The sequence below is a fragment of the Salmonella enterica subsp. enterica serovar Typhimurium str. LT2 genome (assembly GCF_000006945.2).
Classification (GTDB): Bacteria; Pseudomonadota; Gammaproteobacteria; order Enterobacterales; family Enterobacteriaceae; genus Salmonella; species Salmonella enterica.
Window position 1 is genome coordinate 4,099,797 of the sequence record NC_003197.2, and the last position, 25,781, is coordinate 4,125,577.

The following is a 25,781-nucleotide window of genomic DNA, read 5'->3' on the forward strand; positions in this document are numbered from 1 at the left end:
AAATTATTTTAAATTTCCTCTTGTCAGGCAGAAATAACTCCCTATAATGCGCCACCACTGACACGGAACAACGGCACACAGGCCGCCGGGTCAGCGGGGTTCAGACCAGAACCTCACGGAGAAAAGCGAAAATAAACGCTTGACTCTGAAGCGGGAAAGCGTAATATGCACACCCCGCGCCGCTGAGAAAAAGCGAAGCGGCACTGCTCTTTAACAATTTATCAGACAATCTGTGTGGGCACTCGAAGATACGGATTCTTAACGTCCTAGGACGAAAAATGAATACCAAGTCTCAAGAGTGAACACGTAATTCATTACGAAGTTTAATTCATTGAGCATCAAACTTTTAAATTGAAGAGTTTGATCATGGCTCAGATTGAACGCTGGCGGCAGGCCTAACACATGCAAGTCGAACGGTAACAGGAAGCAGCTTGCTGCTTCGCTGACGAGTGGCGGACGGGTGAGTAATGTCTGGGAAACTGCCTGATGGAGGGGGATAACTACTGGAAACGGTGGCTAATACCGCATAACGTCGCAAGACCAAAGAGGGGGACCTTCGGGCCTCTTGCCATCAGATGTGCCCAGATGGGATTAGCTTGTTGGTGAGGTAACGGCTCACCAAGGCGACGATCCCTAGCTGGTCTGAGAGGATGACCAGCCACACTGGAACTGAGACACGGTCCAGACTCCTACGGGAGGCAGCAGTGGGGAATATTGCACAATGGGCGCAAGCCTGATGCAGCCATGCCGCGTGTATGAAGAAGGCCTTCGGGTTGTAAAGTACTTTCAGCGGGGAGGAAGGTGTTGTGGTTAATAACCGCAGCAATTGACGTTACCCGCAGAAGAAGCACCGGCTAACTCCGTGCCAGCAGCCGCGGTAATACGGAGGGTGCAAGCGTTAATCGGAATTACTGGGCGTAAAGCGCACGCAGGCGGTCTGTCAAGTCGGATGTGAAATCCCCGGGCTCAACCTGGGAACTGCATTCGAAACTGGCAGGCTTGAGTCTTGTAGAGGGGGGTAGAATTCCAGGTGTAGCGGTGAAATGCGTAGAGATCTGGAGGAATACCGGTGGCGAAGGCGGCCCCCTGGACAAAGACTGACGCTCAGGTGCGAAAGCGTGGGGAGCAAACAGGATTAGATACCCTGGTAGTCCACGCCGTAAACGATGTCTACTTGGAGGTTGTGCCCTTGAGGCGTGGCTTCCGGAGCTAACGCGTTAAGTAGACCGCCTGGGGAGTACGGCCGCAAGGTTAAAACTCAAATGAATTGACGGGGGCCCGCACAAGCGGTGGAGCATGTGGTTTAATTCGATGCAACGCGAAGAACCTTACCTGGTCTTGACATCCACAGAAGAATCCAGAGATGGATTTGTGCCTTCGGGAACTGTGAGACAGGTGCTGCATGGCTGTCGTCAGCTCGTGTTGTGAAATGTTGGGTTAAGTCCCGCAACGAGCGCAACCCTTATCCTTTGTTGCCAGCGATTAGGTCGGGAACTCAAAGGAGACTGCCAGTGATAAACTGGAGGAAGGTGGGGATGACGTCAAGTCATCATGGCCCTTACGACCAGGGCTACACACGTGCTACAATGGCGCATACAAAGAGAAGCGACCTCGCGAGAGCAAGCGGACCTCATAAAGTGCGTCGTAGTCCGGATTGGAGTCTGCAACTCGACTCCATGAAGTCGGAATCGCTAGTAATCGTGGATCAGAATGCCACGGTGAATACGTTCCCGGGCCTTGTACACACCGCCCGTCACACCATGGGAGTGGGTTGCAAAAGAAGTAGGTAGCTTAACCTTCGGGAGGGCGCTTACCACTTTGTGATTCATGACTGGGGTGAAGTCGTAACAAGGTAACCGTAGGGGAACCTGCGGTTGGATCACCTCCTTACCTTAAAGAACTGTTCTTTGCAGTGCTCACACAGATTGTCTGATGAAAAGTAAATAGCAAGGCGTCTTGCGAAGCAGACTGATACGTCCCCTTCGTCTAGAGGCCCAGGACACCGCCCTTTCACGGCGGTAACAGGGGTTCGAATCCCCTAGGGGACGCCACTTGCTGGTTTGTGAGTGAAAGTCACCTGCCTTAATATCTCAAAACTGACTTACGAGTCACGTTTGAGATATTTGCTCTTTAAAAATCTGGATCAAGCTGAAAATTGAAACACAGAACAACGAAAGTTGTTCGTGAGTCTCTCAAATTTTCGCAACACGACGATGAATCGAAAGAAACATCTTCGGGTTGTGAGGTTAAGCGACTAAGCGTACACGGTGGATGCCCTGGCAGTCAGAGGCGATGAAGGGCGTGCTAATCTGCGATAAGCGCCGGTAAGGTGATATGAACCGTTATAACCGGCGATACCCGAATGGGGAAACCCAGTGTGATTCGTCACACTATCATTAACTGAATCCATAGGTTAATGAGGCGAACCGGGGGAACTGAAACATCTAAGTACCCCGAGGAAAAGAAATCAACCGAGATTCCCCCAGTAGCGGCGAGCGAACGGGGAGGAGCCCAGAGCCTGAATCAGCATGTGTGTTAGTGGAAGCGTCTGGAAAGGTGCGCGATACAGGGTGACAGCCCCGTACACAAAAGCGCATGTGCTGTGAGCTCGATGAGTAGGGCGGGACACGTGGTATCCTGTCTGAATATGGGGGGACCATCCTCCAAGGCTAAATACTCCTGACTGACCGATAGTGAACCAGTACCGTGAGGGAAAGGCGAAAAGAACCCCGGCGAGGGGAGTGAAAAAGAACCTGAAACCGTGTACGTACAAGCAGTGGGAGCACAGGTTTACCTGTGTGACTGCGTACCTTTTGTATAATGGGTCAGCGACTTATATTCTGTAGCAAGGTTAACCGTATAGGGGAGCCGGAGGGAAACCGAGTCTTAACCGGGCGTTAAGTTGCAGGGTATAGACCCGAAACCCGGTGATCTAGCCATGGGCAGGTTGAAGGTTGGGTAACACTAACTGGAGGACCGAACCGACTAATGTTGAAAAATTAGCGGATGACCTGTGGCTGGGGGTGAAAGGCCAATCAAACCGGGAGATAGCTGGTTCTCCCCGAAAGCTATTTAGGTAGCGCCTCGTGAATTCATCTCCGGGGGTAGAGCACTGTTTCGGCTAGGGGGCCATCCCGGCTTACCAACCCGATGCAAACTGCGAATACCGGAGAATGTTATCACGGGAGACACACGGCGGGTGCTAACGTCCGTCGTGAAGAGGGAAACAACCCAGACCGCCAGCTAAGGTCCCAAAGTCATGGTTAAGTGGGAAACGATGTGGGAAGGCCCAGACAGCCAGGATGTTGGCTTAGAAGCAGCCATCATTTAAAGAAAGCGTAATAGCTCACTGGTCGAGTCGGCCTGCGCGGAAGATGTAACGGGGCTAAACCATGCACCGAAGCTGCGGCAGCGAACGTATCACCCAAGACAACTTTACGGAGTTGACGATTGACGGAGCGAAGCGACGTCAAAGCGTTCATTAAAGTCGAGTTGGCTTAGGGATACGTTCGTTGGGTAGGGGAGCGTTCTGTAAGCCTGTGAAGGTGTGTCGTGAGGCATGCTGGAGGTATCAGAAGTGCGAATGCTGACATAAGTAACGATAAAGCGGGTGAAAAGCCCGCTCGCCGGAAGACCAAGGGTTCCTGTCCAACGTTAATCGGGGCAGGGTGAGTCGACCCCTAAGGCGAGGCCGAAAGGCGTAGTCGATGGGAAACGGGTTAATATTCCCGTACTTGGTGTTACTGCGAAGGGGGGACGGAGAAGGCTATGTTGGCCGGGCGACGGTTGTCCCGGTTTAAGCGTGTAGGTGTGTGTTCCAGGTAAATCCGGTTCACTTTAACACTGAGGCGTGACGACGAGGCACTACGGTGCTGAAGCAACAAATGCCCTGCTTCCAGGAAAAGCCTCTAAGCATCAGGTAACACGAAATCGTACCCCAAACCGACACAGGTGGTCAGGTAGAGAATACCAAGGCGCTTGAGAGAACTCGGGTGAAGGAACTAGGCAAAATGGTGCCGTAACTTCGGGAGAAGGCACGCTGACACGTAGGTGAAGTGATTTACTCATGGAGCTGAAGTCAGTCGAAGATACCAGCTGGCTGCAACTGTTTATTAAAAACACAGCACTGTGCAAACACGAAAGTGGACGTATACGGTGTGACGCCTGCCCGGTGCCGGAAGGTTAATTGATGGGGTCAGCGTAAGCGAAGCTCCTGATCGAAGCCCCGGTAAACGGCGGCCGTAACTATAACGGTCCTAAGGTAGCGAAATTCCTTGTCGGGTAAGTTCCGACCTGCACGAATGGCGTAATGATGGCCAGGCTGTCTCCACCCGAGACTCAGTGAAATTGAACTCGCTGTGAAGATGCAGTGTACCCGCGGCAAGACGGAAAGACCCCGTGAACCTTTACTATAGCTTGACACTGAACATTGAGCCTTGATGTGTAGGATAGGTGGGAGGCTTTGAAGTGTGGACGCCAGTCTGCATGGAGCCGACCTTGAAATACCACCCTTTAATGTTTGATGTTCTAACGTGGACCCGTAATCCGGGTTGCGGACAGTGTCTGGTGGGTAGTTTGACTGGGGCGGTCTCCTCCTAAAGAGTAACGGAGGAGCACGAAGGTTGGCTAATCCTGGTCGGACATCAGGAGGTTAGTGCAATGGCATAAGCCAGCTTGACTGCGAGCGTGACGGCGCGAGCAGGTGCGAAAGCAGGTCATAGTGATCCGGTGGTTCTGAATGGAAGGGCCATCGCTCAACGGATAAAAGGTACTCCGGGGATAACAGGCTGATACCGCCCAAGAGTTCATATCGACGGCGGTGTTTGGCACCTCGATGTCGGCTCATCACATCCTGGGGCTGAAGTAGGTCCCAAGGGTATGGCTGTTCGCCATTTAAAGTGGTACGCGAGCTGGGTTTAGAACGTCGTGAGACAGTTCGGTCCCTATCTGCCGTGGGCGCTGGAGAACTGAGGGGGGCTGCTCCTAGTACGAGAGGACCGGAGTGGACGCATCACTGGTGTTCGGGTTGTCATGCCAATGGCACTGCCCGGTAGCTAAATGCGGAAGAGATAAGTGCTGAAAGCATCTAAGCACGAAACTTGCCCCGAGATGAGTTCTCCCTGAGACTTAGAGTCTCCTGAAGGAACGTTGAAGACGACGACGTTGATAGGCCGGGTGTGTAAGCGCAGCGATGCGTTGAGCTAACCGGTACTAATGAACCGTGAGGCTTAACCTTACAACGCCGAAGATGTTTTGGCGGTTAAGAGAAGATTTTCAGCACTGATTCAGATTACATCAGAACGTAAAAACGGTCTGATAACAGAATTTGCCTGGCGGCACTAGCGCGGTGGTCCCACCTGACCCCATGCCGAACTCAGAAGTGAAACGCCGTAGCGCCGATGGTAGTGTGGGGTCTCCCCATGCGAGAGTAGGGAACTGCCAGGCATCAAATTAAGCAGTAAACTGATGTAAAAATCAGTGGTTGTAAAAGAATTCGGTGGAGCGGTAGTTCAGTTGGTTAGAATACCTGCCTGTCACGCAGGGGGTCGCGGGTTCGAGTCCCGTCCGTTCCGCCACCCTAATTAGGGGCGTAGTTCAATTGGTAGAGCACCGGTCTCCAAAACCGGGTGTTGGGAGTTCGAGTCTCTCCGCCCCTGCCAGAAATAATCCTTAGCATCTGCTAAGGATTTTTTTTTGCCTAAAATTACCTGATTATCTGATCAGGTAATCGTAAGTTCCCTTCTTTTTCTTTTCATCATTTTCATTGTTCATCCAGCACATCCGTTTTTAACAGATCGCAGATCAGCGAGTATTTATCGCTGTTTTGCAGCCAAATAGCGTATAGTGGCCGTGAAAGCGTTGCGCTGTCGGCAACGGTATGTAATCCGCCCTTTTCATTTGCCCAGTTTACAGGAAGCCAGCTACAGCCATTTAATGCGCTAAGCTGCTGTCGGGCGAGTTCGGCTGAGCTGGTTGTTAATACCGGCACTTCATCTGCTGCGATCAGCCCTGTTTCATGCTGTTGGAAGTCTGGTCCCCACTCCAGCCGCAGATAATTGAGTTCTGATTTCTTACGGGCAGGGCTGCTGCAATATAACGCCAAAGTGAAGTGCCCTAACAGCTGACTGCTGAACTCATCCATTTTGGGCGCTTCGGTAGTAATGAGGAGATCAAGCTGGCGTTCATGAAGTTGCTTCACAAGCGATTGCCGTTGAGCGATTCTGGCTTCGAACTGCAGGCCGCTTTGCGGCTCCTGTAGTTGGTACAGTCGCCCCAGCCAGGCGTTAAGCATACACTCCCATAAAGACGCGCTGGCGCCGATGGAAAACTCGTTATGGCGTGAGGTATGCGCCACCTCTTTACGTGCCGCCTGCCACGTATTCATCAGCGTTTCCGCATACGGTAAAAGTTTTTCGCCAGCCGTGGTTAAACGGATATTGTTTCTGTGCCGCGTAAAAAGGTTTACGCCCAGTTGATTCTCCAGTTGCCTGATACGAAAGCTCACCGCGGATTGCGTCAGGTAAAGTGCTTCTGCGGCCCGCCCGAAATGGCGTGTCCGGCTAACTTCCAGGAAAGTTTTTAACAATTCCGTATCCACTGTGCTCTCCACAAAATTATTTGTCGTTATGATTTAAATGTTTTGTTTTACACTCTGTCAAGCGTAACTAATACTCCGCGCCATAAATAGCTCAGACAAAGAATTAGGAGCGTGCAGGATGGCGGAAAGCTTTACGACGACTAATCGATATTTTGACAATAAACATTATCCACGTGGATTCTCTCGTCACGGTGATTTCACGATTAAAGAGGCACAACTGCTTGAGCGTCATGGTCATGCCTTTAATGATCTGGATCTTGGCAAGCGTGAGCCTGTGACTGAAGAAGAGAAGCTGTTTGTAGCGGTATGTCGCGGTGAACGCGAGCCGGTAACGGATGCAGAACGCGTCTGGTCCAAGTATATGACGCGTATCAAGCGTCCAAAACGCTTCCACACCTTGTCTGGCGGCAAGCCGCAAGTTGAAGGCGCAGAAGACTACACCGAAGCTGATGATTAATAAAAAGGGCGTAATGCCCTTTTTTTACGCCAACAGCTTTTGCAAATGAATTAACAACCTGTCTATCGCCCGATAGCTTACCGCCTCCTGCAAATGCTGACGCGAGATCTGGTCAGCCAGTTCTATGTCGGCAATGGTTCTGGCAACTTTTAGTAAACGCTGCCAGGCGCGAATGGATAATCCAAGATGCACCAGCGTGTCTTCAAGCCAGCGGGCGTCATCGTGATGCAAAACACAATATTTTTGGATTTCGCGACCCTCCAGACGCGCGTTTAACTTCTTCTGGCGTCGGTACTGCCGTTCATGGGCGGCGATGACCCGCTTTTTTACCGTAGCGCTGCTCTCACCCTTTGAGGCGTGTTGGCTAAGAATCCCGGGCGGTGGAAGCGGTATCTCAAGCGAAAGGTCAAAACGATCAAGAAACGGGCCTGACAACCGATTAAGGTAACGTAGTGTCTGTTCTGGCGTGCAGCGATTATGGTTTCCCTGATAATGTCCGGTCGGGCTGGGATTCATTGCGGCGATTAACTGGAACCTGGCAGGGTACGTTATTTTCGCTCTGGTACGGGATAAATGAATTTGACCGGATTCTATAGGTTCACGTAGCGCATCCAGTGTGCGTCGTTCAAATTCAGGCAATTCATCAAGGAACAAAATTCCGTTGTGCGCCAGCGATATCTCTCCCGGGGCGGGTATTGCGCCGCCGCCGACCATAGCAGTAAGTGAGGCGCTATGATGAGGTGAGCGAAAGGGGCGTTGCTGCCATCGTTTTTGTACCGTATCGGCATTAACCAGACTGAGGATCGCGGCGCTTTCCAACGCCTCCTCATTGCTTAATGGTGGAAGAATCCCGCTCAGTCGACTGGCCAGCATGGTTTTACCCGTACCCGGCGGGCCGATCAATAGCAGATTATGTCCCCCTGCCGCTGTAATCTCCAGGCCGCGTTTACCCTGCTCCTGACCGATCACATCGCGAAGATCGGCAGTTGCGGTAGGCGATGCCATATCCTGAGCTAAAGGTCTTTCCAGGGCGTGTTTCCCTTCCAGAAAGGCGCAGACGGTTTGTAGATGATCGGCGATAAAACATCCTTCTTTGCTTATAAGCCCAACCTCCGCCGCGTTCTCTGTTGCGACGATAATATTTCTGCCGGCCCTGATGGCTTCCGTTGCACTTGATATTGCGCCAGGAACGCCGCGTAATGCGCCTGTAAGCGCTAACTCACCCACCAGCTCATATGCCTCAAGATTCGACGCTGTAAGCTGCTCAGACGCGGCCAGAAGCGCAACAGCAATAGGCAGGTCATACCTTCCACCCTCTTTCGGTAGATCGGCTGGAGCAAGGTTAATGGTTATTTTTTTAGCCGGAAATTCATATCCGCTATTAATAATCGCACTACGTACCCGGTCACGCGCCTCTTTTACCGTGGTTTCCGGTAGGCCAACCATGGTTAATCCCGGTAATCCATTACTGATATGCACCTCTATAGTGATAGGCGGCGCATTGACGCCAAGTGCGGCGCGGGTATGAACAATCGCCAGTGACATAATCCCTCCTGTTACGTGGATTATGCGGAATAGAAGAGAAAATCGAATTACTGACTTTTTGTTTTTTAGCGACTGCTTCCTGAATTTTGGCGTCATTTTCAGGTAAGAAACATCAAACTGGAAGAACGCTCGCAGAAGCGAAAAGAAGGAAAACAGGATGTAGAGTGCGCCAAAAGGGGGAGGAAAACGTGAAAATTTTTCAGTTGCTAATTTTTCTTATAAAAAACAAAGTACTTTTAGGCATTCACCTGCATTATCTGAAACGTGGTTAAAAAAATATCTTGTGCTATTGGCAAAACCTATGGTAACTCTTTAGGTATTCCTTCGAACAAGATGCAAGAATAGACAAAAATGACAGCCCTTCTACGAGTGATTAGCCTGGTCGTGATTAGCGTGGTGGTGATTATTATCCCACCGTGCGGGGCTGCACTTGGACGAGGAAAGGCTTAGAAATCAAGCCTTAACGAACTAAGACCCCCGCACCGAAAGGTCCGGGGGTTTTTTTTGGCCTGAAAAACTTAAGCGAGGAGCAGAGCGTGAATAACAGCATAAAATTCTGTTTCTCAAGATTTACGACGGGGATGTAACTATGAACGGGGCACAGTGGGTGGTACATGCTTTGCGAGCGCAGGGGGTGAAAACCGTATTTGGTTATCCTGGCGGCGCAATTATGCCGGTTTACGACGCGTTGTATGACGGTGGTGTGGAGCATTTGTTGTGCCGACACGAGCAGGGTGCGGCAATGGCGGCAATCGGTTATGCCCGTTCTACCGGCAAAACCGGTGTTTGTATCGCCACTTCCGGCCCTGGCGCCACTAACCTGATCACTGGCCTGGCGGATGCGTTGTTAGATTCGGTCCCCGTCGTCGCGATCACGGGTCAGGTTTCCGCCCCGTTCATCGGCACCGATGCGTTCCAGGAGGTGGATGTGTTAGGGCTGTCGCTGGCCTGTACCAAACACAGCTTCCTGGTGCAGTCGCTGGAAGAGTTGCCGCGCATCATGGCGGAGGCTTTTGAAGTCGCCAACGCTGGCCGTCCTGGCCCGGTTCTGGTGGATATCCCGAAAGATATCCAGTTGGCCAGCGGTGAGCTGGAACCCTGGTTTACTACCGTTGCTAACGAAGCGACTTTCCCGCAGGCTGATGTGGAACAGGCGCGCCAGATGCTGGAACAGGCGAAAAAACCCATGCTGTACGTCGGCGGTGGTGTTGGTATGGCGCAGGCAGTTCCGGCGCTGCGTAAATTTATCGCGGTAACGCAAATGCCAGTTACCTGCACGCTGAAAGGGCTGGGGGCTGTTGAAGCTGATTATCCGTACTATCTGGGCATGCTGGGAATGCACGGTACTAAAGCGGCTAATTTCGCGGTGCAAGAGTGTGATTTACTGATCGCAGTGGGTGCACGTTTTGATGACCGGGTGACCGGTAAGCTGAATACGTTTGCGCCGAACGCCAGCGTAATCCATATGGATATCGACCCGGCGGAAATGAACAAACTGCGTCAGGCACACGTCGCGTTGCAGGGCGATTTAAATTCGCTGTTGCCGGCATTACAGCAACCGCTGAAGATCGACGCATGGCGTCAGTCCTGTGCAGAGCTGCGCGCAGAACACGCCTGGCGCTATGACCATCCTGGCGAGACTATCTATGCGCCGTTGTTGTTGAAGCAATTGTCGGAACGCAAACCCGCAGACAGCGTGGTGACGACGGATGTGGGGCAGCATCAGATGTGGTCAGCCCAGCATATGACTTACACCCGCCCGGAGAACTTCATCACCTCCAGCGGTCTGGGGACGATGGGATTCGGCTTACCGGCGGCCGTTGGCGCGCAGGTAGCGCGACCGAATGATACCGTTATCTGTATCTCCGGTGACGGCTCCTTCATGATGAATGTTCAGGAGTTGGGCACCGTAAAACGCAAGCAGTTACCGTTGAAGATAGTCTTACTCGACAACCAGCGGTTAGGGATGGTTCGACAATGGCAGCAACTGTTTTTCCAGGAGCGATATAGCGAAACCACCCTGACCGATAACCCCGATTTCCTCATGCTGGCCAGCGCCTTCGGCATTCCAGGCCAGCACATTACTCGTAAAGACCAGGTTGAAGCGGCACTCGACACGATGTTGGCAAGCGAAGGGCCGTACCTGCTTCACGTCTCAATCGACGAACTTGAAAATGTCTGGCCGTTGGTGCCGCCTGGCGCCAGTAACTCTGAAATGCTGGAGAAATTATCATGATGCAACATCAGGTCAATGTATCGGCACGCTTTAATCCAGAAACCTTAGAACGTGTTTTACGCGTGGTGCGCCATCGTGGTTTTCAGGTGTGCTCCATGAATATGGAAGCCGCGACCGATGCGCAGAATATAAATATTGAATTGACCGTTGCCAGTCCCCGGTCGGTCGACTTACTGTTTAGTCAGTTAAGTAAACTGGTAGATGTTGCGCATGTCGCGATCTGCCAGAGCGCTGCCACATCACAACAAATCCGCGCCTGAGCGCAAAAGGAAGAAAAATGACGACGAAAAAAGCTGATTATATTTGGTTCAATGGCGAGATGGTGCGCTGGGAAGACGCGAAGGTTCACGTAATGTCTCACGCGCTGCACTACGGTACGTCGGTATTTGAAGGGATTCGGTGCTACGACTCTCACAAAGGTCCGGTAGTGTTTCGTCATCGTGAACATATGCAGCGCCTGCGCGACTCAGCAAAAATTTATCGTTTTCCGGTTTCCCAGAGCATTGATGAGCTGATGGAAGCCTGCCGCGACGTAATTCGTAAAAATAATCTGACCAGCGCCTATATCCGTCCGTTGGTATTTGTCGGCGATGTCGGTATGGGCGTTAACCCGCCCCCGGGATACACCACTGACGTCATCATCGCCGCGTTCCCGTGGGGGGCATACCTGGGCGCCGAAGCGCTGGATCAGGGGATCGATGCGATGGTTTCTTCCTGGAACCGCGCTGCGCCGAACACCATTCCGACCGCCGCCAAAGCGGGCGGGAACTATCTTTCCTCACTGCTGGTGGGTAGCGAAGCGCGCCGCCACGGCTATCAGGAAGGCATCGCCCTGGATGTAAACGGCTATATCTCCGAAGGCGCAGGTGAAAACCTGTTTGAGGTAAAAGATGGCGTGCTGTTTACTCCGCCGTTTACCTCTTCCGCGCTGCCAGGCATTACTCGCGACGCGATTATCAAACTGGCGAAAGAGCTGGGTATTGAAGTGCGCGAGCAGGTGCTGTCCCGTGAATCGCTGTATCTGGCCGACGAAGTGTTTATGTCCGGAACCGCGGCAGAAATTACTCCGGTACGCAGCGTTGATGGTATCCAGGTAGGTGAAGGCCGTTGCGGCCCTGTTACCAAGCGTATTCAACAAGCCTTCTTTGGTCTCTTCACTGGAGAAACCGAGGATAAATGGGGCTGGTTGGATCCGGTAAATTCATAATAAATAAAATTAATATTTTCCCAAAATAATTTGCGTCACAGGAAGGCGGTAACGCAGCGAATCCCCAGAAGCTTACTGTAGTAAGTGACTGGGGTGAGTGAGGCAGCCAACGCACCTGTGGCGTGAAGTATGAAGGGAAAAGATGGGGAGTAAATAAAGCATGCCTAAGTACCGTTCCGCCACCACCACTCATGGTCGTAATATGGCGGGTGCCCGCGCGCTGTGGCGCGCCACCGGAATGACCGACAGTGATTTTGGCAAACCGATTATCGCCGTGGTGAACTCATTCACTCAGTTTGTGCCGGGTCACGTTCATCTGCGCGATCTCGGTAAGCTGGTCGCCGAACAGATTGAAGCTTCCGGCGGGGTGGCGAAAGAGTTCAACACTATTGCCGTGGATGACGGGATTGCCATGGGGCACGGGGGTATGCTCTATTCACTGCCGTCGCGCGAGCTGATCGCCGACTCCGTTGAGTACATGGTGAACGCTCACTGCGCTGACGCGATGGTGTGTATCTCCAACTGCGACAAAATCACCCCAGGGATGCTCATGGCCTCGCTGCGCCTGAATATTCCGGTGATCTTTGTCTCCGGCGGCCCGATGGAAGCCGGGAAAACCAAGCTTTCAGACAAAATTATCAAGCTGGATCTGGTTGATGCCATGATTCAGGGAGCGGACCCGAAAGTCTCTGACGATCAAAGTAACCAGGTTGAACGCTCCGCCTGTCCAACCTGCGGCTCCTGCTCCGGCATGTTTACCGCTAACTCCATGAACTGCCTGACCGAAGCGCTGGGCCTGTCGCAGCCGGGCAACGGCTCGCTGCTGGCAACTCACGCTGACCGTAAGCAGTTGTTCCTCAATGCCGGTAAGCGGATTGTTGAACTGACTAAACGCTATTACGAGCAAAACGACGAAAGTGCACTGCCGCGTAACATCGCCAGCAAAGCCGCGTTTGAAAACGCGATGACGCTGGATATCGCGATGGGCGGTTCGACCAACACCGTTCTTCACCTGCTGGCGGCGGCGCAGGAAGCGGAAATCGACTTCACCATGAGTGATATCGACAAGCTGTCCCGCAAGGTGCCGCAGCTGTGTAAAGTGGCGCCAAGTACCCAGAAATACCATATGGAAGATGTTCACCGTGCCGGCGGTGTGCTGGGTATTTTAGGCGAGCTGGATCGCGCCGGGCTGCTGAACCGCAACGTGAAAAACGTATTAGGCCTGACGTTGCCGCAAACGCTGGAACAGTACGACATCACGGTTACGCAGGACGAAGCGGTTAAAAAAATGTTCCGTGCTGGCCCTGCCGGTATCCGTACTACCCAGGCGTTCTCGCAGGATTGTCGCTGGGATTCGCTGGATGACGACCGCGCAGCGGGTTGCATCCGCTCGCTGGAATATGCCTATAGCAAAGACGGCGGTCTGGCGGTGCTGTATGGCAACTTCGCCGAAAACGGCTGCATTGTGAAAACCGCAGGCGTGGATGACAGCATCCTTAAATTTACCGGCCCGGCTAAAGTGTATGAAAGCCAGGACGACGCGGTAGAGGCGATTCTCGGCGGCAAAGTAGTGGAAGGCGATGTAGTCGTGATCCGCTACGAAGGGCCGAAAGGCGGGCCGGGAATGCAGGAAATGCTCTATCCGACCAGTTTCCTGAAGTCGATGGGGCTGGGCAAAGCCTGCGCGCTCATCACCGATGGGCGTTTCTCCGGCGGTACTTCGGGTCTTTCCATCGGCCACGTCTCGCCGGAAGCGGCCAGCGGCGGCACTATTGCGTTGATTGAAGATGGCGACACTATTGCGATTGATATCCCGAACCGCAGCATTCAGTTGCAGTTGAGTGAGGCTGAAATCGCCGCACGCCGCGAGGCGCAGGAAGCTCGTGGCGACAAAGCCTGGACGCCGAAAAATCGTCAGCGTCAGGTTTCGTTTGCCCTGCGTGCCTACGCCAGCCTGGCGACCAGCGCCGATAAAGGCGCGGTGCGCGATAAATCGAAATTGGGAGGTTGATGATGGCGGAATCTCAACCTCTGTCAGTCGCGCCGGAAGGGGCGGAGTATCTGCGCGCGGTGCTACGCGCGCCAGTATACGAAGCGGCGCAGGTGACACCGCTGCAAAAAATGGAAAAGCTCTCGTCACGTCTGGACAACGTTATTCTCGTCAAACGCGAAGACCGGCAGCCGGTACATAGCTTTAAGCTGCGCGGCGCTTACGCGATGATGGCCGGATTGACCGAAGAACAAAAAGCCCACGGCGTGATTACCGCGTCGGCGGGGAACCATGCACAGGGCGTGGCGTTTTCCTCCGCGCGGCTTGGCGTGAAGTCGCTGATCGTCATGCCAAAAGCAACGGCGGATATTAAAGTCGATGCGGTACGCGGTTTTGGCGGCGAAGTGCTGTTGCACGGCGCTAATTTTGATGAAGCGAAAGCGAAAGCTATTGAACTGGCGCAGCAGCAGGGTTTTACTTGGGTGCCGCCGTTTGATCACCCAATGGTGATCGCCGGGCAGGGCACGCTGGCGCTGGAACTGCTTCAGCAGGATTCGCATCTCGATCGTGTCTTTGTGCCGGTTGGCGGCGGCGGCCTGGCGGCGGGCGTAGCGGTACTGATCAAACAATTGATGCCGCAAATCAAAGTGATTGCCGTCGAAGCGGAGGATTCCGCCTGCCTGAAAGCGGCGTTGGAAGCCGGTCATCCAGTGGATCTCCCGCGCGTTGGGTTGTTTGCTGAAGGCGTAGCGGTAAAACGCATCGGCGACGAAACCTTCCGCCTGTGCCAGGAATATCTCGACGACATTATTACAGTCGATAGCGACGCTATCTGCGCGGCGATGAAAGATCTGTTTGAAGATGTGCGTGCGGTGGCGGAGCCGTCCGGCGCGCTGGCGCTGGCGGGGATGAAGAAATATATCGCCCAGCACAATATTCGCGGCGAACGCCTGGCGCACGTCCTTTCCGGCGCCAACGTCAACTTCCACGGCTTGCGCTATGTGTCTGAACGCTGCGAGCTGGGGGAACAGCGCGAAGCGTTACTGGCGGTGACCATTCCGGAAGAAAAGGGGAGCTTTCTCAAATTCTGCCAGTTGCTTGGCGGGCGTATGGTCACCGAATTTAACTACCGTTTTGCCGACGCGAAAAATGCCTGTATTTTTGTCGGCGTACGCGTCAGTCAGGGGCTGGAGGAGCGAAAAGAGATTATCACCCAACTGTGCGACGGCGGTTATAGCGTAGTGGATCTCTCCGACGATGAAATGGCGAAGCTGCATGTGCGCTATATGGTCGGCGGACGCCCCTCCAAGCCATTACAGGAGCGTTTGTATAGTTTCGAATTTCCGGAGTCGCCCGGCGCGTTGCTCAAATTCCTGCATACGCTTGGCACGCACTGGAATATTTCGCTATTCCATTACCGTAGCCACGGTACCGATTATGGCCGCGTGCTGGCGGCGTTCGAGTTAGGCGATCATGAGCCGGATTTCGAAACCCGGCTGCATGAGCTGGGCTATGAATGCCATGATGAGAGCAATAACCCGGCGTTCCGGTTCTTTCTGGCGGGTTAATTCAGCGTTTAGTTTTTCGGGCCCACAAAGTAAAGTGGGCCTGATATCCAGATATTATCTTCCCTCAGTTATTGGGCTTTTCTGCCAGCCCGGAGCATCCACTCATTTCATTTTGCGAGACGTTTTCCAGAAGGCGCCCAATCTGCTTGTGGTGAAACTCGGCTCACCATATCGTTAGCACCGCCATCACTTGCACCTGCTAAAAACAATGTATAAAATTTTATACACAAAGGATGTTATGTTACTCACTCGAGCTCTCTCCAATGAAAAAGAAATTCGATGAGTGGGATCTTCTCTGGAGGATCTCCTGGCTTTTCCCATAACGGTACGTAAAGCAGTCGGTTATCAGCTTCACAAAATTCAGTATGGAATTGAACCCGATGACTGGAAACCGTTTTCAGAAATTGGGGCTGGGGTAAATGAAATTCGTATTCGTGACAACAATGGTATCTATCGCGTTATGTATGTCGCTAAGTTTGAAGAAGCACTCTACGTTTTGCATAGTTTCCAAAAACAGACGCAACAAACCAGTCAGCATGATAAAAACATCGCCAGAACGCGTTATAACCGGGTGGTGCAACAACGGAGAAACAGCTTGTGATTGCCAAAACTGATAGTGATATTCGCCATGTGACGCCATCTGGCGGTAATGTTTTTGCTGATTTGGGGTTTCATAAGCAGGACGCAGAAAAGTTTTACGCTGATTCCCTGAATGAAATCGAAAACACGTTAGCCATTAAACAACAGCTAATGGAAGAAATTACCCTCTGGATTACGCAAAACCAGATGAAGCAAGCCGAGGTTGCTACAGTTTTGCATATATCCCGACCGCGCGTTTCGGATGTCGTCAACAAGAAATGCAGCAAATTCACCATTGATGCTCTGGTGAATATGCTTAGCCGTATTGGGAAGCCTGTTCGGGTAATGGTAGGGCCGTAAAACTAATTCGGTAAAATCTTCCAGAACGCATCAATTAGCGGCTCATGCAGCCGCTTTTTTTGCGCGCAGACGCCGAGTTCAAACGGCGTTTTTTCATCGCTGCGTTCTAAAATCATCACCCGGTTGCGCACTGGCTCCGGGCTGTTTTCCAGCACCACTTCCGGCAGCAGCGCCACGCCGCAGCCCAGCGCCACCATTGAGACCATCGCTTCGTGACCGCCGACGGTGGCGTAAATCTGCGGATTGCTGATTTTATGCCGGCGGAACCATAGCTCAATGCGACGGCGTACCGGCCCCTGGTCGGCCATGATAAACGGCACCGTCGACCAGTCTGGCTTGTCGACCGAAACCTGATTACGCACCGGGCAGGGCAGCGCCGGGGCGATCAGCACCACCGCCAGATTTTCCAGCATCGAAAACGCCACTGCGCCGGGCAGCGTTTCTGGTTTGCCGGCGATTGCCAGATCGGCCTCGCCGGTGACTACTTTTTCCATCGCATCGGCGGCGTCGCCGGTGGTGAGCTTAATTTCCACCGAGGGATGCTCGGCGCGAAAACGGTCGAGGATTGGCGGCAGGTGGCTGTATGCCGCGGTCACTGAACAGAAGATATGGAGTTCGCCGGAAAGGGACGGCCCCTGCTGATCGAGGGTATGGCGCAGCTGCTGGTACTGCAAAAGCGTCTGTTGGGCAAACACTCGCAGCTCTTCACCCGCTTCGGTCAGCGTGACCGTACGGTTATCGCGCACAAACAGCGGCTGGCCGAGATCTTCTTCCAGCCGCTGAATCTGCCGGGAGAGCGTGGAGGGGCTGACGTGCATCGCCCGCGCGCTGCGGCCAAAGTGGCGGCTTTCCGCCAGATGCAAGAAGGTTTTTAGATCGCGTAAATCCACAGACAGACCTCCGGTTTTTGACGTTGCATAAACCGCAACATAACGTTGTGAATATATCAATTTCCGCAATAAATTTCCTGTTGTAATGTGGGTTCATTCGCACAGATAGCAATCTGTAAACCGAACAATAAGCGCGACACACAACATCACGGAGTACACCATCATGGCTAACTACTTTAATACACTGAATCTGCGCCAGCAGCTGGCGCAGTTGGGTAAATGCCGCTTTATGGGCCGCGACGAATTCGCCGACGGCGCGAGCTACCTTCAGGGTAAAAAAGTGGTCATCGTCGGCTGTGGCGCTCAGGGTCTGAACCAGGGCCTGAACATGCGTGACTCCGGTCTGGATATTTCCTACGCCCTGCGTAAAGAAGCCATTGCTGAGAAGCGTGCTTCCTGGCGTAAAGCGACCGAGAACGGCTTCAAAGTAGGCACCTACGAAGAGCTGATCCCGCAGGCTGACCTGGTAGTTAACCTGACGCCGGACAAACAGCACTCCGACGTGGTGCGTTCCGTACAGCCGCTGATGAAAGACGGCGCGGCGCTGGGCTACTCCCACGGCTTCAACATCGTGGAAGTGGGCGAGCAGATCCGTAAAGACATCACCGTGGTGATGGTGGCGCCGAAGTGTCCGGGCACCGAAGTACGTGAAGAATACAAGCGTGGCTTCGGTGTGCCGACGCTGATCGCCGTTCACCCGGAAAACGATCCGCAAGGCGAAGGCATGGCGATTGCTAAAGCCTGGGCGGCGGCGACCGGCGGTCACCGTGCGGGCGTACTGGAGTCTTCTTTCGTGGCGGAAGTGAAATCCGACCTGATGGGCGAGCAGACCATCCTGTGCGGTATGCTGCAGGCCGGTTCTCTGCTGTGTTTCGACAAGCTGGTGGCAGAAGGCACCGACCCGGCTTATGCGGAAAAACTGATTCAGTTCGGCTGGGAAACCATCACCGAAGCGCTGAAGCAGGGCGGCATCACCCTGATGATGGACCGTCTGTCTAACCCGGCGAAACTGCGTGCTTACGCGCTGTCCGAACAGCTGAAAGAGATCATGGCGCCGCTGTTCCAGAAACACATGGATGACATCATCTCCGGCGAATTCTCTTCCGGCATGATGGCTGACTGGGCTAACGACGATAAGAAACTGCTGACCTGGCGTGAAGAGACCGGCAAAACCGCGTTCGAAACCGCGCCGCAGTATGAAGGCAAAATCGGCGAGCAGGAGTACTTTGATAAAGGCGTGCTGATGATCGCGATGGTGAAAGCGGGCGTTGAGTTGGCGTTCGAAACTATGGTGGATTCCGGCATCATCGAAGAATCCGCTTACTACGAATCACTGCACGAGCTGCCGCTGATCGCCAACACCATCGCCCGTAAGCGTCTGTACGAAATGAACGTGGTTATCTCTGATACCGCAGAATACGGTAACTACCTGTTCTCTTACGCTTGCGTACCGCTGCTGAAACCGTTTATGGCGGAATTGCAACCGGGCGATCTGGGTAGTGCTATCCCGGAAGGCGCGGTAGACAACGCACAGCTTCGCGACGTGAACGACGCGATTCGTAGTCATGCGATTGAGCAGGTAGGTAAGAAACTGCGCGGCTATATGACGGATATGAAGCGTATTGCGGTAGCGGGTTGATATACCTTGTCGGGGGGCGCTAGCGCTTACCTGACCTACAAAATCAAGCAGACGATGTAGGCCGGGTAAGGCGTAGCCGCCACCCGGCTTTTTATTTACGATACAATACCTTAATGATGTGGTAACCGAACTGGGTATGCAGCGGGCCGGTTGGCTCCAGTACCGGGCAGGAAAAGACTACTTTATCGAATGCCGGAACCATCTGGCCCTGACGAAATTCGCCTAAATGACCGCCTTTTTTACCGGATGGGCAGATAGAATGCTTCTTCGCCAGCTTCTCAAAATCGCCGCCGTTTTTAATTTGCTCCAGAAGATCTAAAGCCAGTTTCTCTTCTTTTACAAGAATATGCAGTGCTGCTGCCATTTTTGCCATTATTGTGTTCTCACGTCGCAAAGATTGGCCGTCACTTTATCACTCCTTAGGCCGTCAGACATATACTCTTCGCCATTACAGGACAGATGTCCCGCCTGATTTAATGAACCGGGAGATAAGCAGCATTTTTAGCGGGCGTATTTCGGATGTGCGGGACGGCGGTCCTGTCCTTTCTGACAAGGGGCGAGATACCATGAACATAATGAAAAACGCAGAATTTCCAGACGACTGGCTTTTAGGGCTACGCCAGGTCGTACGCGACCCAGTGCTCTATGAATTACTCAAATACTGCCCGTTGGAAATCATGCAGTACAGGGCGTTTATGCGATGTCGCTTGAGTATGTTCTGCTGACGGCGATCGCGCTAATGGGTTCTTTCAGTTGGATCAAGAGCGCACAGCGTAATGGCTATATGCCGCTTGCCGCCAGAGCCTGCTGATTGACCTTTTCCAGGCTGCCTGAAAAAGCAGCCTGGTCTTCTCTGGGCCTCGCTTTCTGCTACAATCCCTCCCCCGTTCGAAGATTGAGCACTATTCCCATGCGTTTAAATCCCGGCCAACAACACGCTGTCGAATTCGTCACCGGACCCTGCCTGGTGCTGGCAGGAGCGGGTTCTGGTAAAACTCGCGTAATTACCAATAAAATCGCCCACCTGATCCGCGGATGCGGCTATCAGGCCCGGCATATTGCGGCGGTGACGTTTACCAACAAGGCAGCGCGTGAGATGAAAGAACGGGTTGGGCAGACGCTCGGCCGTAAGGAAGCGCGCGGTTTGATGATCTCCACCTTTCATACGCTAGGGCTGGATATTATTAAGCGCGAGTACGCTGCGCTGGGGATGAAATCGAACTTTTCATTGTTTGACGATACCGACCAGGTCGCCTTGCTCAAAGAGCTGACCGAAGGCCTGATCGAAGACGACAAGGTTCTGTTGCAACAGCTGATCTCCACGATCTCCAACTGGAAAAACGATCTCAAAACGCCTGCGCAGGCGGCGGCCGGGGCGAAAGGCGAACGCGATCGTATTTTTGCCCACTGCTACGGGCTTTACGACGCCCATATGAAGGCATGTAACGTTCTCGATTTTGATGATTTGATTTTGCTGCCGACGCTGCTGCTGCAACGCAATGACGAGGTGCGCGAGCGCTGGCAGAATAAAATTCGTTATCTGCTGGTGGATGAATATCAGGATACTAACACCAGCCAGTATGAGTTGGTTAAGCTGCTGGTCGGGCAACGCGCGCGCTTTACGGTCGTAGGCGATGACGATCAGTCTATCTACTCCTGGCGCGGGGCGCGTCCGCAAAACCTGGTGTTACTGAGCCAGGATTTTCCGGCGCTGCAGGTGATTAAGCTGGAGCAAAACTATCGTTCTTCGGGCCGCATCCTGAAAGCGGCGAATATTCTCATCGCCAACAATCCGCACGTCTTTGAAAAGCGCCTCTTTTCCGAGCTCGGTTACGGCGCGGAACTCAAAGTGTTAAGCGCAAACAATGAAGAGCATGAAGCTGAGCGCGTTACCGGCGAACTGATTGCCCATCACTTTGTGAACAAGACCCAGTACAAGGATTACGCCATTCTGTATCGCGGGAATCATCAGTCGCGGGTATTTGAAAAATTCCTCATGCAGAACCGCATTCCGTACAAAATTTCCGGCGGCACCTCATTTTTCTCCCGTCCGGAGATTAAAGACCTGCTGGCCTACCTGCGGGTGTTGACCAACCCGGATGATGACAGCGCTTTCCTGCGCATCGTGAATACGCCAAAACGCGAAATCGGTCCGGCCACGCTGCAAAAGCTGGGTGAATGGGCAATGACGCGTAATAAAAGCCTGTTTACCGCCAGCTTTGATATGGGACTTAGCCAAAAGCTGACCGGACGTGGTTACGATTCATTGACGCGTTTTACCCACTGGCTGGGGGAAATCCAGCGTCTGGCCGAACGCGAGCCTGTCGCCGCCGTGCGCGATCTCATCCACGGTATTGACTATGAATCCTGGTTGTACGAAACCTCGCCGAGCCCCAAAGCGGCGGAAATGCGTATGAAAAACGTTAACCAGCTCTTTAGCTGGATGACTGAGATGCTGGAAGGCAACGAACTCGATGAGCCGATGACGCTGACCCAGGTGGTTACACGCTTTACACTGCGCGATATGATGGAGCGTGGCGAGAGCGAAGAAGAGCTGGATCAGGTACAGTTGATGACGCTTCATGCATCGAAAGGACTGGAATTCCCGTATGTCTATATGGTGGGAATGGAAGAAGGATTTTTGCCGCATCAAAGCAGCATTGACGAAGATAATATTGAGGAAGAGCGTCGGCTGGCCTATGTTGGGATCACTCGCGCGCAGAAAGAGCTCACCTTTACATTATGTAAAGAGCGCCGTCAGTATGGGGAACTGGTGCGCCCGGAACCCAGCCGCTTCCTGTTAGAACTCCCGCAGGATGATTTAATCTGGGAGCAGGAGCGCAAAGTGGTAAGCGCTGAGGAGCGAATGCAAAAAGGGCAAAGTCACCTGGCTAATCTGAAAGCCATGATGGCGGCAAAGCGAGCGAAATCGTAGGCCGGATAAGCGAAGCGTCATCCGGCAATCAAACTACGGTTAGCGAACGTCCAGCGGCCAGTGTACATAGCTTTGCCACTGGCTTTCCTGATCAATCAACTCTTTACCCAGCGGGTGATGCGCCAGCCAGTCGCCAGGCAAGGTTAACGTCAGATTTTCATTTAGCGCCTGTAGCGTAATTTCTGGTACCAGATCGTCACGACGGCGACCAGCAAAAAGAATCGCCAGGCGCAGCAAACGGCATAGCTGTTCCGCAACACGGGGCGGTACCGCGTTTTGCTGATGAAGCGAAGAGAGATCGACCGGATTGGTCTGATTCAGTAAGAGGGTGGCGAGCAATTTTTTCTGCGCGGGCGTATAGCCAGGCAGATCCAAATGGCGTACTAAATAGGCGGCATGATAGGGCGCCTGTTTAAAATCAACGCTCAGACCGATCTCATGCAACTGGCAAGCGCTAAGCAACAGTTCACGACTGATAGGCTCAATATGCCAGGCATTTTCTACCTGTTTGAGGAAGTTATCTGCCAGCTTCGCTACGCGATTTGCCTGATCGGTATCGACGATAAACCGACGCTGAATGTTTCGCAGCGTGCGGCTGCGGATATCCTGATCTACCGCCAGATGCAACATCCCATACACCAGCCCTTCGCGTAACGCGCCGCCTGCCAGCGTCATGCTCTGGATGTTCAGCTCGGTAAATATTGCGATCAGAATAGCCAGCCCGCTTGGGAAAACCAGCGCGCGCTCCAGCGTCAGGCCTTCGATTTCCAGCTCTTCCAGACGCCCGCACTGTATCGCGCGTTGTTTTAGCTGCTGCAGTTTGGCGAGCGTAATGCGCTCGTCCATCCCCTGCGCCATCATGATTTCCTGCAATGCCTGTACGGTGCCGGAGGCACCCACGCAGACCTTCCAGCCATGAAAACGCAGTTCATCGGCGACCGGACGCAGTACATCGCGCGCGGCTTTCTCCGCGTCATCAAAATTTTCTTGCGCCAGATTACGATCGCTAAAATAGCGTTCAAGCCACGTTACGCAGCCCATCGACAGGCTAAACAGCGACGTGGTTTGCGCGCCAGTGCCGGTAACCAGTTCAGTGCTGGCGCCGCCGATATCCACCACCAGTCGCTGATCTGCGCCGCCGGTGGTATGAGCGACTCCCTGATAAATCAGCCGCGCCTCTTCTTCGCCGCTGATAACCTGCACCGGACAACCAAGGATAGTCTGCGCTTTCGCGATAAATTCCCCCGCATTAACGGCGAGACGCAATGTTGCGGTGGCAACCACGCGGATTTGCGGCTGCGGGATATCCTGCAAACGTTCAGCAAACAGACGCAGGCATTGCCAGCCGCGTTCCATCGCTTCGGCCGAAAGGTGGTTGTCGTTGTTCAGACCCGCGGCCAGACGCACCTTGCGTTTTATTCGGGTCAGCGTCTGGATGCTTCCCGCCGCCTCGCGCACGACCAGCATATGAAAACTATTGGAACCGAGATCAATGGCGGCATACAACGAGGTGGAATTCATACACTTCATCCTTCAACCTGTATCCGTGTTGGCTGCGTACTCTTCCTAAGCTCATCGGGATTTGTTTTCTTGCCGCCTTGATACAGGCTAAATGATTTTGTGTATGGCATAACTTTTCTTAACCTGAACGACGACGATTACGCGGAGCGCCAGCGCGGCGCGGACCATTGCCAGGACGCGAACGCGTCAGACGCAACGGCTTGGGCAGATCGTTCATGAGCGCTTCCGGATTGTATTTGCTGACCGGAATCGAGTGGCCGATATAGCTCTCAATGGCGGGCAGATTCAGCGCATACTCTTCGCAAGCCAGGCTGATGGAATGTCCGCTGGCGCCAGCGCGACCGGTACGACCGATACGGTGAACATAGTCTTCACAATCGTCTGGCAGATCGTAGTTAAAGACGTGCGTTACGGCGGGGATATGCAACCCGCGCGCCGCGACATCGGTCGCCACAAGAATATCCAGATCGCCGCGGGTGAACTCATCCAGAATCCGCAGGCGCTTTTTCTGCGCGACGTCGCCGGTCAGCAGACCAACACGATGGCCATCTGCCGCCAGATGTCCCCAGATATCTTCGCAACGATGCTTGGTGTTGGCGAAAATAATGGCGCGATCCGGCCACTCTTCTTCGATCAGCGTTTGCAGTAAACGCATTTTCTCTTCATTAGAGGGGTAGAAAAGCTCTTCTTTAATGCGGTGGCCGGTCTTTTGCTCCGGTTCCACTTCAACATATTCGGCGTTGTTCATCTGTTCAAACGCCAGCTCGCGAACCCGATAAGACAGGGTGGCGGAGAACAACATGTTCAGACGCTGCGCAGCCGGCGGCATACGACGGAACAGCCAGCGGATATCTTTAATAAAGCCCAAATCGTACATGCGATCGGCTTCATCGAGTACGACGACCTGAATGGCGCCGAGGTTAATGTGATTTTGTTTGGCGTAGTCGATCAGTCGGCCCGTCGTACCAATAAGAATATCAACGCCGCTTTCCAGCACTTTAAGCTGCTTGTCGTAACCATCGCCGCCGTAAGCCAGGCCTAATTTTAAGCCTGTCGCTTGCGCCAACGGCTCCGCGTCTGCGTGAATTTGTACGGCTAATTCACGCGTCGGCGCCATGATCAGCGCGCGCGGCTGGTTCACCTTGCGATCGTCGATCGCGGGATGAGAAAGTAAATAATGAAACGTTGACGTCAGAAACGCCATCGTTTTCCCGGTACCGGTTTGCGCCTGCCCTGCAACGTCACGACCCGCCAGCGTTAGCGGAAGGGCCAGTGCCTGAATGGGCGTACAATTATAAAACCCTTTTTTTTCAAGGGCTTCAACCACCTGTGGGTGCAGGGCGAAGTCGGAAAACTTCTGTTCTGTTAAATGTGTTTTGCTCATAGTGTGGTAGAATATCAGCTTACTATTGCTTTACGAAAGCGTATCCGGTGAAATAAAGTCAACCTTTGTTGGCGAAGTTAACATCAGCACCTCGTTGGTTAATGCTACACCAACACGCCAGGCTTATTCCTGTGGAGTTATATATGAGCGATAAAATTATTCACCTGACTGACGACAGTTTTGACACGGATGTACTCAAAGCGGACGGGGCTATCCTCGTTGATTTCTGGGCAGAGTGGTGCGGGCCGTGTAAAATGATCGCTCCGATTCTGGATGAAATCGCTGACGAATATCAGGGCAAATTGACCGTTGCCAAACTGAACATTGACCAGAACCCAGGTACTGCGCCTAAATATGGCATCCGCGGTATTCCGACTCTGCTGCTGTTTAAAAACGGCGAAGTGGCGGCAACCAAAGTAGGCGCACTGTCTAAAGGTCAGTTGAAAGAGTTTCTCGACGCCAATCTGGCGTAATACCTTTTATACGTCGAATGACAAAGGCGCTGTATGGTCAGGCGTCTGTCATTCGACGAATGATTAAGGTATCAGGCAGTTTCGTGGCGTCTGTTGTCCTTACGTTATTCTTAAATTGTCAGGATCTCTGGACGCCCGGTCTGAGTCGTGCTAAGTTAGTATTGACTTCGAATTAAACATACCTTATTAAGTTTGAATCTGGTTTTATCCGTCACTTCCCGTTTTTTCTCGCACGAGAAGTGGAAAGATTCCTGGCTCTTCGCTCATTCCGTCTTGTCGTTTCAGTTCTGCGTACTTTCCTGTGACCAGACAGCGAACAGACATGAGTTGATAGCCGTAAACAGGCATGGATGACCCTGCCATACCATTCACAACATTAAGTTCGAGATTTACCCCAAG

Annotated in this window: 19 protein-coding genes, 3 tRNA genes, 3 rRNA genes, 1 other RNA gene, 1 pseudogene and 27 other annotated features; of the genes and pseudogenes, 21 read left to right on the forward strand and 6 right to left on the reverse strand. The window is 53.0% G+C overall.

The window, feature by feature from the left end; all coding sequences use genetic code 11:
- Positions 1 to 348: 348 nt before the first annotated feature.
- The 7 genes from rrsC (at position 349) to trpT (ending at position 5,657) form a co-directional block, all read left to right on the forward strand.
- Positions 349 to 1,892, forward strand: a 16S ribosomal RNA gene (rrsC, locus tag STM3889).
- 83 nt (positions 1,893 to 1,975) lie between these two features.
- Positions 1,976 to 2,048 (forward strand) — tRNA-Trp (gene gltU / locus STM3890).
- Between the two features lie 196 nt (positions 2,049 to 2,244).
- Positions 2,245 to 5,238 (forward strand): 23S ribosomal RNA (gene rrlC / locus STM3891).
- Between the two features lie 6 nt (positions 5,239 to 5,244).
- A non-coding RNA gene (gene 9S / locus STM3893) (regulatory RNA) lies at positions 5,245 to 5,343 on the forward strand.
- Positions 5,328 to 5,447: ribosomal RNA gene (gene rrfC / locus STM3894) — 5S ribosomal RNA — on the forward strand. Before 9S ends, rrfC begins: the two co-directional genes overlap by 16 nt.
- Together the 16S, 23S and 5S rRNA genes with 3 tRNA genes alongside form the textbook arrangement of a ribosomal RNA operon.
- A gap of 52 nt (positions 5,448 to 5,499) precedes the next feature.
- Positions 5,500 to 5,579: transfer RNA gene (gene aspT / locus STM3895), tRNA-Sec, on the forward strand.
- A gap of 5 nt (positions 5,580 to 5,584) precedes the next feature.
- Positions 5,585 to 5,657 (forward strand) — tRNA-OTHER (trpT, locus tag STM3896).
- Positions 5,658 to 5,761: 104 nt separating this feature from the next.
- Here the strand turns inward: trpT and yifA are convergent.
- Positions 5,762 to 6,610, reverse strand: coding sequence for a putative LysR family transcriptional regulator (yifA, locus tag STM3897; RefSeq protein NP_462788.3), 849 nt, complete (start codon positions 6,608 to 6,610; stop codon positions 5,762 to 5,764).
- 92 nt (positions 6,611 to 6,702) lie between these two features.
- Positions 6,703 to 6,708, forward strand: a ribosome-binding site (putative RBS for yifE; RegulonDB:STMS1H003848).
- Here yifA and yifE point away from each other — a divergent pair.
- Positions 6,703 to 7,055, forward strand: a protein-coding gene (yifE, locus tag STM3898; RefSeq protein NP_462789.1) for a putative LysR type transcriptional regulator with pssR. Within the gene, positions 6,717 to 7,055 belong to an annotated coding region; the region does not span the whole gene. Its footprint overlaps the feature before it by 6 nt.
- Before the next feature lie 24 nt (positions 7,056 to 7,079).
- On the opposite strand, the gene yifB is transcribed toward yifE, so the two are convergent.
- Positions 7,080 to 8,611, reverse strand: a protein-coding gene (yifB, locus tag STM3899; RefSeq protein ID NP_462790.1) for a putative magnesium chelatase, subunit ChlI. Within the gene, positions 7,080 to 8,600 belong to an annotated coding region; the region does not span the whole gene.
- Positions 8,606 to 8,611, reverse strand: a ribosome-binding site (putative RBS for yifB; RegulonDB:STMS1H003849). (Overlaps the previous gene by 6 nt.)
- A 153-nt stretch (positions 8,612 to 8,764) precedes the next feature.
- Positions 8,765 to 8,773 (forward strand) — a -35 signal (putative -35_signal for ilvL; RegulonDB:STMLTH004627).
- On the opposite strand from yifB, the gene ilvL reads away from it, so the two are divergent.
- The 8 genes from ilvL (at position 8,765) to STM3907 (ending at position 16,540) form a co-directional block, all read left to right on the forward strand.
- Positions 8,765 to 9,050, forward strand: a protein-coding gene (gene ilvL / locus STM3900; RefSeq protein ID NP_462791.1) for an ilvGEDA operon leader peptide. Within the gene, positions 8,952 to 9,050 belong to an annotated coding region; the region does not span the whole gene. (Overlaps the previous feature by 9 nt.)
- Positions 8,789 to 8,797, forward strand: a -10 signal (putative -10_signal for ilvL; RegulonDB:STMLTH004627). (Overlaps the previous gene by 9 nt.)
- Positions 8,938 to 8,943: a ribosome-binding site (putative RBS for ilvL; RegulonDB:STMS1H003850), on the forward strand.
- Positions 9,051 to 9,175: 125 nt before the next feature.
- Positions 9,176 to 9,181, forward strand: a ribosome-binding site (putative RBS for ilvG; RegulonDB:STMS1H003851).
- Positions 9,176 to 10,836 (forward strand): acetolactate synthase II, large subunit gene (gene ilvG / locus STM3901; protein NP_462792.1). Within the gene, positions 9,190 to 10,836 belong to an annotated coding region; the region does not span the whole gene. Its footprint overlaps the feature before it by 6 nt.
- Positions 10,819 to 10,824: a ribosome-binding site (putative RBS for ilvM; RegulonDB:STMS1H003852), on the forward strand. Its footprint overlaps the gene before it by 6 nt.
- The gene (gene ilvM, locus STM3902) for an acetolactate synthase II, small subunit (RefSeq protein NP_462793.3) occupies positions 10,819 to 11,096 on the forward strand. Within the gene, positions 10,836 to 11,096 belong to an annotated coding region; the region does not span the whole gene. Before ilvG ends, ilvM begins: the two co-directional genes overlap by 18 nt.
- Positions 10,982 to 10,990: a -35 signal (putative -35_signal for ilvE; RegulonDB:STMLTH004628), on the forward strand. It overlaps the preceding gene by 9 nt.
- The gene (gene ilvE / locus STM3903; RefSeq protein ID NP_462794.1) for a branched-chain amino-acid aminotransferase occupies positions 10,982 to 12,043 on the forward strand. Within the gene, positions 11,114 to 12,043 belong to an annotated coding region; the region does not span the whole gene. Before ilvM ends, ilvE begins: the two co-directional genes overlap by 115 nt.
- Positions 11,006 to 11,014, forward strand: a -10 signal (putative -10_signal for ilvE; RegulonDB:STMLTH004628). Its footprint overlaps the gene before it by 9 nt.
- Positions 11,103 to 11,108 (forward strand) — a ribosome-binding site (putative RBS for ilvE; RegulonDB:STMS1H003853).
- Before the next feature lie 142 nt (positions 12,044 to 12,185).
- Positions 12,186 to 12,191: a ribosome-binding site (putative RBS for ilvD; RegulonDB:STMS1H003854), on the forward strand.
- Positions 12,186 to 14,054, forward strand: a protein-coding gene (gene ilvD, locus STM3904; protein ID NP_462795.1) for a dihydroxyacid dehydratase. Within the gene, positions 12,204 to 14,054 belong to an annotated coding region; the region does not span the whole gene. Its footprint overlaps the feature before it by 6 nt.
- Positions 14,047 to 14,052: a ribosome-binding site (putative RBS for ilvA; RegulonDB:STMS1H003855), on the forward strand. Its footprint overlaps the gene before it by 6 nt.
- The gene (gene ilvA, locus STM3905) for a threonine deaminase (RefSeq protein ID NP_462796.1) occupies positions 14,047 to 15,601 on the forward strand. Within the gene, positions 14,057 to 15,601 belong to an annotated coding region; the region does not span the whole gene. The genes ilvD and ilvA overlap by 8 nt, the downstream gene beginning before the upstream one ends.
- A gap of 279 nt (positions 15,602 to 15,880) precedes the next feature.
- Positions 15,881 to 15,886 (forward strand) — a ribosome-binding site (putative RBS for STM3906; RegulonDB:STMS1H003856).
- Positions 15,881 to 16,202, forward strand: a protein-coding gene (locus STM3906; RefSeq protein ID NP_462797.1) for a putative cytoplasmic protein. Within the gene, positions 15,885 to 16,202 belong to an annotated coding region; the region does not span the whole gene. It overlaps the preceding feature by 6 nt.
- Positions 16,193 to 16,198: a ribosome-binding site (putative RBS for STM3907; RegulonDB:STMS1H003857), on the forward strand. Its footprint overlaps the gene before it by 6 nt.
- The gene (locus STM3907) for a putative cytoplasmic protein (protein NP_462798.1) occupies positions 16,193 to 16,540 on the forward strand. Within the gene, positions 16,199 to 16,540 belong to an annotated coding region; the region does not span the whole gene. The genes STM3906 and STM3907 overlap by 10 nt, the downstream gene beginning before the upstream one ends.
- Positions 16,541 to 16,542: 2 nt before the next feature.
- Here STM3907 and ilvY read toward each other — a convergent pair.
- Positions 16,543 to 17,622, reverse strand: a protein-coding gene (gene ilvY, locus STM3908) for a positive LysR family regulator for ilvC (protein NP_462799.1). Within the gene, positions 16,543 to 17,430 belong to an annotated coding region; the region does not span the whole gene.
- Positions 17,439 to 17,444 (reverse strand) — a ribosome-binding site (putative RBS for ilvY; RegulonDB:STMS1H003858). (Overlaps the previous gene by 6 nt.)
- Positions 17,440 to 17,475, reverse strand: a protein binding site (putative binding site for IlvY, RegulonDB: STMS1H000236). It overlaps the preceding feature by 5 nt.
- Positions 17,451 to 17,459: a -35 signal (putative -35_signal for ilvC; RegulonDB:STMLTH004630), on the forward strand. (Overlaps the previous feature by 9 nt.)
- Positions 17,451 to 17,479: a protein binding site (putative binding site for IlvY, RegulonDB: STMS1H000237), on the forward strand. It overlaps the preceding feature by 9 nt.
- On the opposite strand from ilvY, the gene ilvC reads away from it, so the two are divergent.
- The gene (gene ilvC, locus STM3909; protein NP_462800.1) for a ketol-acid reductoisomerase occupies positions 17,451 to 19,069 on the forward strand. Within the gene, positions 17,594 to 19,069 belong to an annotated coding region; the region does not span the whole gene. The two genes, ilvY and ilvC, sit on opposite strands and share 172 nt — an antisense overlap.
- Positions 17,478 to 17,486: a -10 signal (putative -10_signal for ilvC; RegulonDB:STMLTH004630), on the forward strand. It overlaps the preceding gene by 9 nt.
- Positions 17,490 to 17,497 (reverse strand) — a protein binding site (putative binding site for IlvY, RegulonDB: STMS1H000238).
- Positions 17,491 to 17,498: a protein binding site (putative binding site for IlvY, RegulonDB: STMS1H000239), on the forward strand. Its footprint overlaps the feature before it by 7 nt.
- Positions 17,579 to 17,584 (forward strand) — a ribosome-binding site (putative RBS for ilvC; RegulonDB:STMS1H003859).
- Positions 17,598 to 17,606: a -10 signal (putative -10_signal for ilvY; RegulonDB:STMLTH004629), on the reverse strand.
- Positions 17,614 to 17,622, reverse strand: a -35 signal (putative -35_signal for ilvY; RegulonDB:STMLTH004629).
- A 91-nt stretch (positions 19,070 to 19,160) precedes the next feature.
- On the opposite strand, the gene ppiC is transcribed toward ilvC, so the two are convergent.
- Positions 19,161 to 19,454 (reverse strand): peptidyl-prolyl cis-trans isomerase C gene (ppiC, locus tag STM3910; protein NP_462801.1). Within the gene, positions 19,161 to 19,442 belong to an annotated coding region; the region does not span the whole gene.
- Positions 19,449 to 19,454: a ribosome-binding site (putative RBS for ppiC; RegulonDB:STMS1H003860), on the reverse strand. (Overlaps the previous gene by 6 nt.)
- A gap of 276 nt (positions 19,455 to 19,730) precedes the next feature.
- On the opposite strand from ppiC, the gene STM3911 reads away from it, so the two are divergent.
- Together STM3911 and rep are read left to right on the forward strand one after the other, a co-directional pair.
- Complete coding sequence (locus STM3911; RefSeq protein NP_462802.1) at positions 19,731 to 19,880, forward strand: putative inner membrane protein; 150 nt, start codon at positions 19,731 to 19,733, stop codon at positions 19,878 to 19,880.
- Between the two features lie 99 nt (positions 19,881 to 19,979).
- Positions 19,980 to 22,004, forward strand: a complete 2,025-nt coding sequence (rep, locus tag STM3912) for a rep helicase (protein NP_462803.1) — start codon at positions 19,980 to 19,982, stop codon at positions 22,002 to 22,004.
- A 39-nt stretch (positions 22,005 to 22,043) separates the two neighbouring features.
- Here the strand turns inward: rep and gppA are convergent.
- Both gppA and rhlB read right to left on the reverse strand, forming a co-directional pair.
- The gene (gene gppA, locus STM3913) for an exopolyphosphatase (protein ID NP_462804.1) occupies positions 22,044 to 23,538 on the reverse strand. Within the gene, positions 22,044 to 23,525 belong to an annotated coding region; the region does not span the whole gene.
- Positions 23,533 to 23,538, reverse strand: a ribosome-binding site (putative RBS for gppA; RegulonDB:STMS1H003861). (Overlaps the previous gene by 6 nt.)
- A gap of 105 nt (positions 23,539 to 23,643) precedes the next feature.
- The gene (gene rhlB, locus STM3914; protein ID NP_462805.1) at positions 23,644 to 24,909 is read right to left on the reverse strand and encodes a putative helicase; all 1,266 of its coding nucleotides are present in this window, start codon (positions 24,907 to 24,909) and stop codon (positions 23,644 to 23,646) included.
- Between the two features lie 131 nt (positions 24,910 to 25,040).
- Positions 25,041 to 25,046: a ribosome-binding site (putative RBS for trxA; RegulonDB:STMS1H003862), on the forward strand.
- On the opposite strand from rhlB, the gene trxA reads away from it, so the two are divergent.
- Together trxA and rhoL are read left to right on the forward strand one after the other, a co-directional pair.
- The gene (gene trxA / locus STM3915) for a thioredoxin 1 (RefSeq protein NP_462806.1) occupies positions 25,041 to 25,382 on the forward strand. Within the gene, positions 25,053 to 25,382 belong to an annotated coding region; the region does not span the whole gene. It overlaps the preceding feature by 6 nt.
- Positions 25,383 to 25,617: 235 nt before the next feature.
- A pseudogene (rhoL, locus tag STM3916) lies at positions 25,618 to 25,713 on the forward strand (pseudogene; no in-frame start).
- Positions 25,714 to 25,781 lie beyond the last annotated feature (68 nt).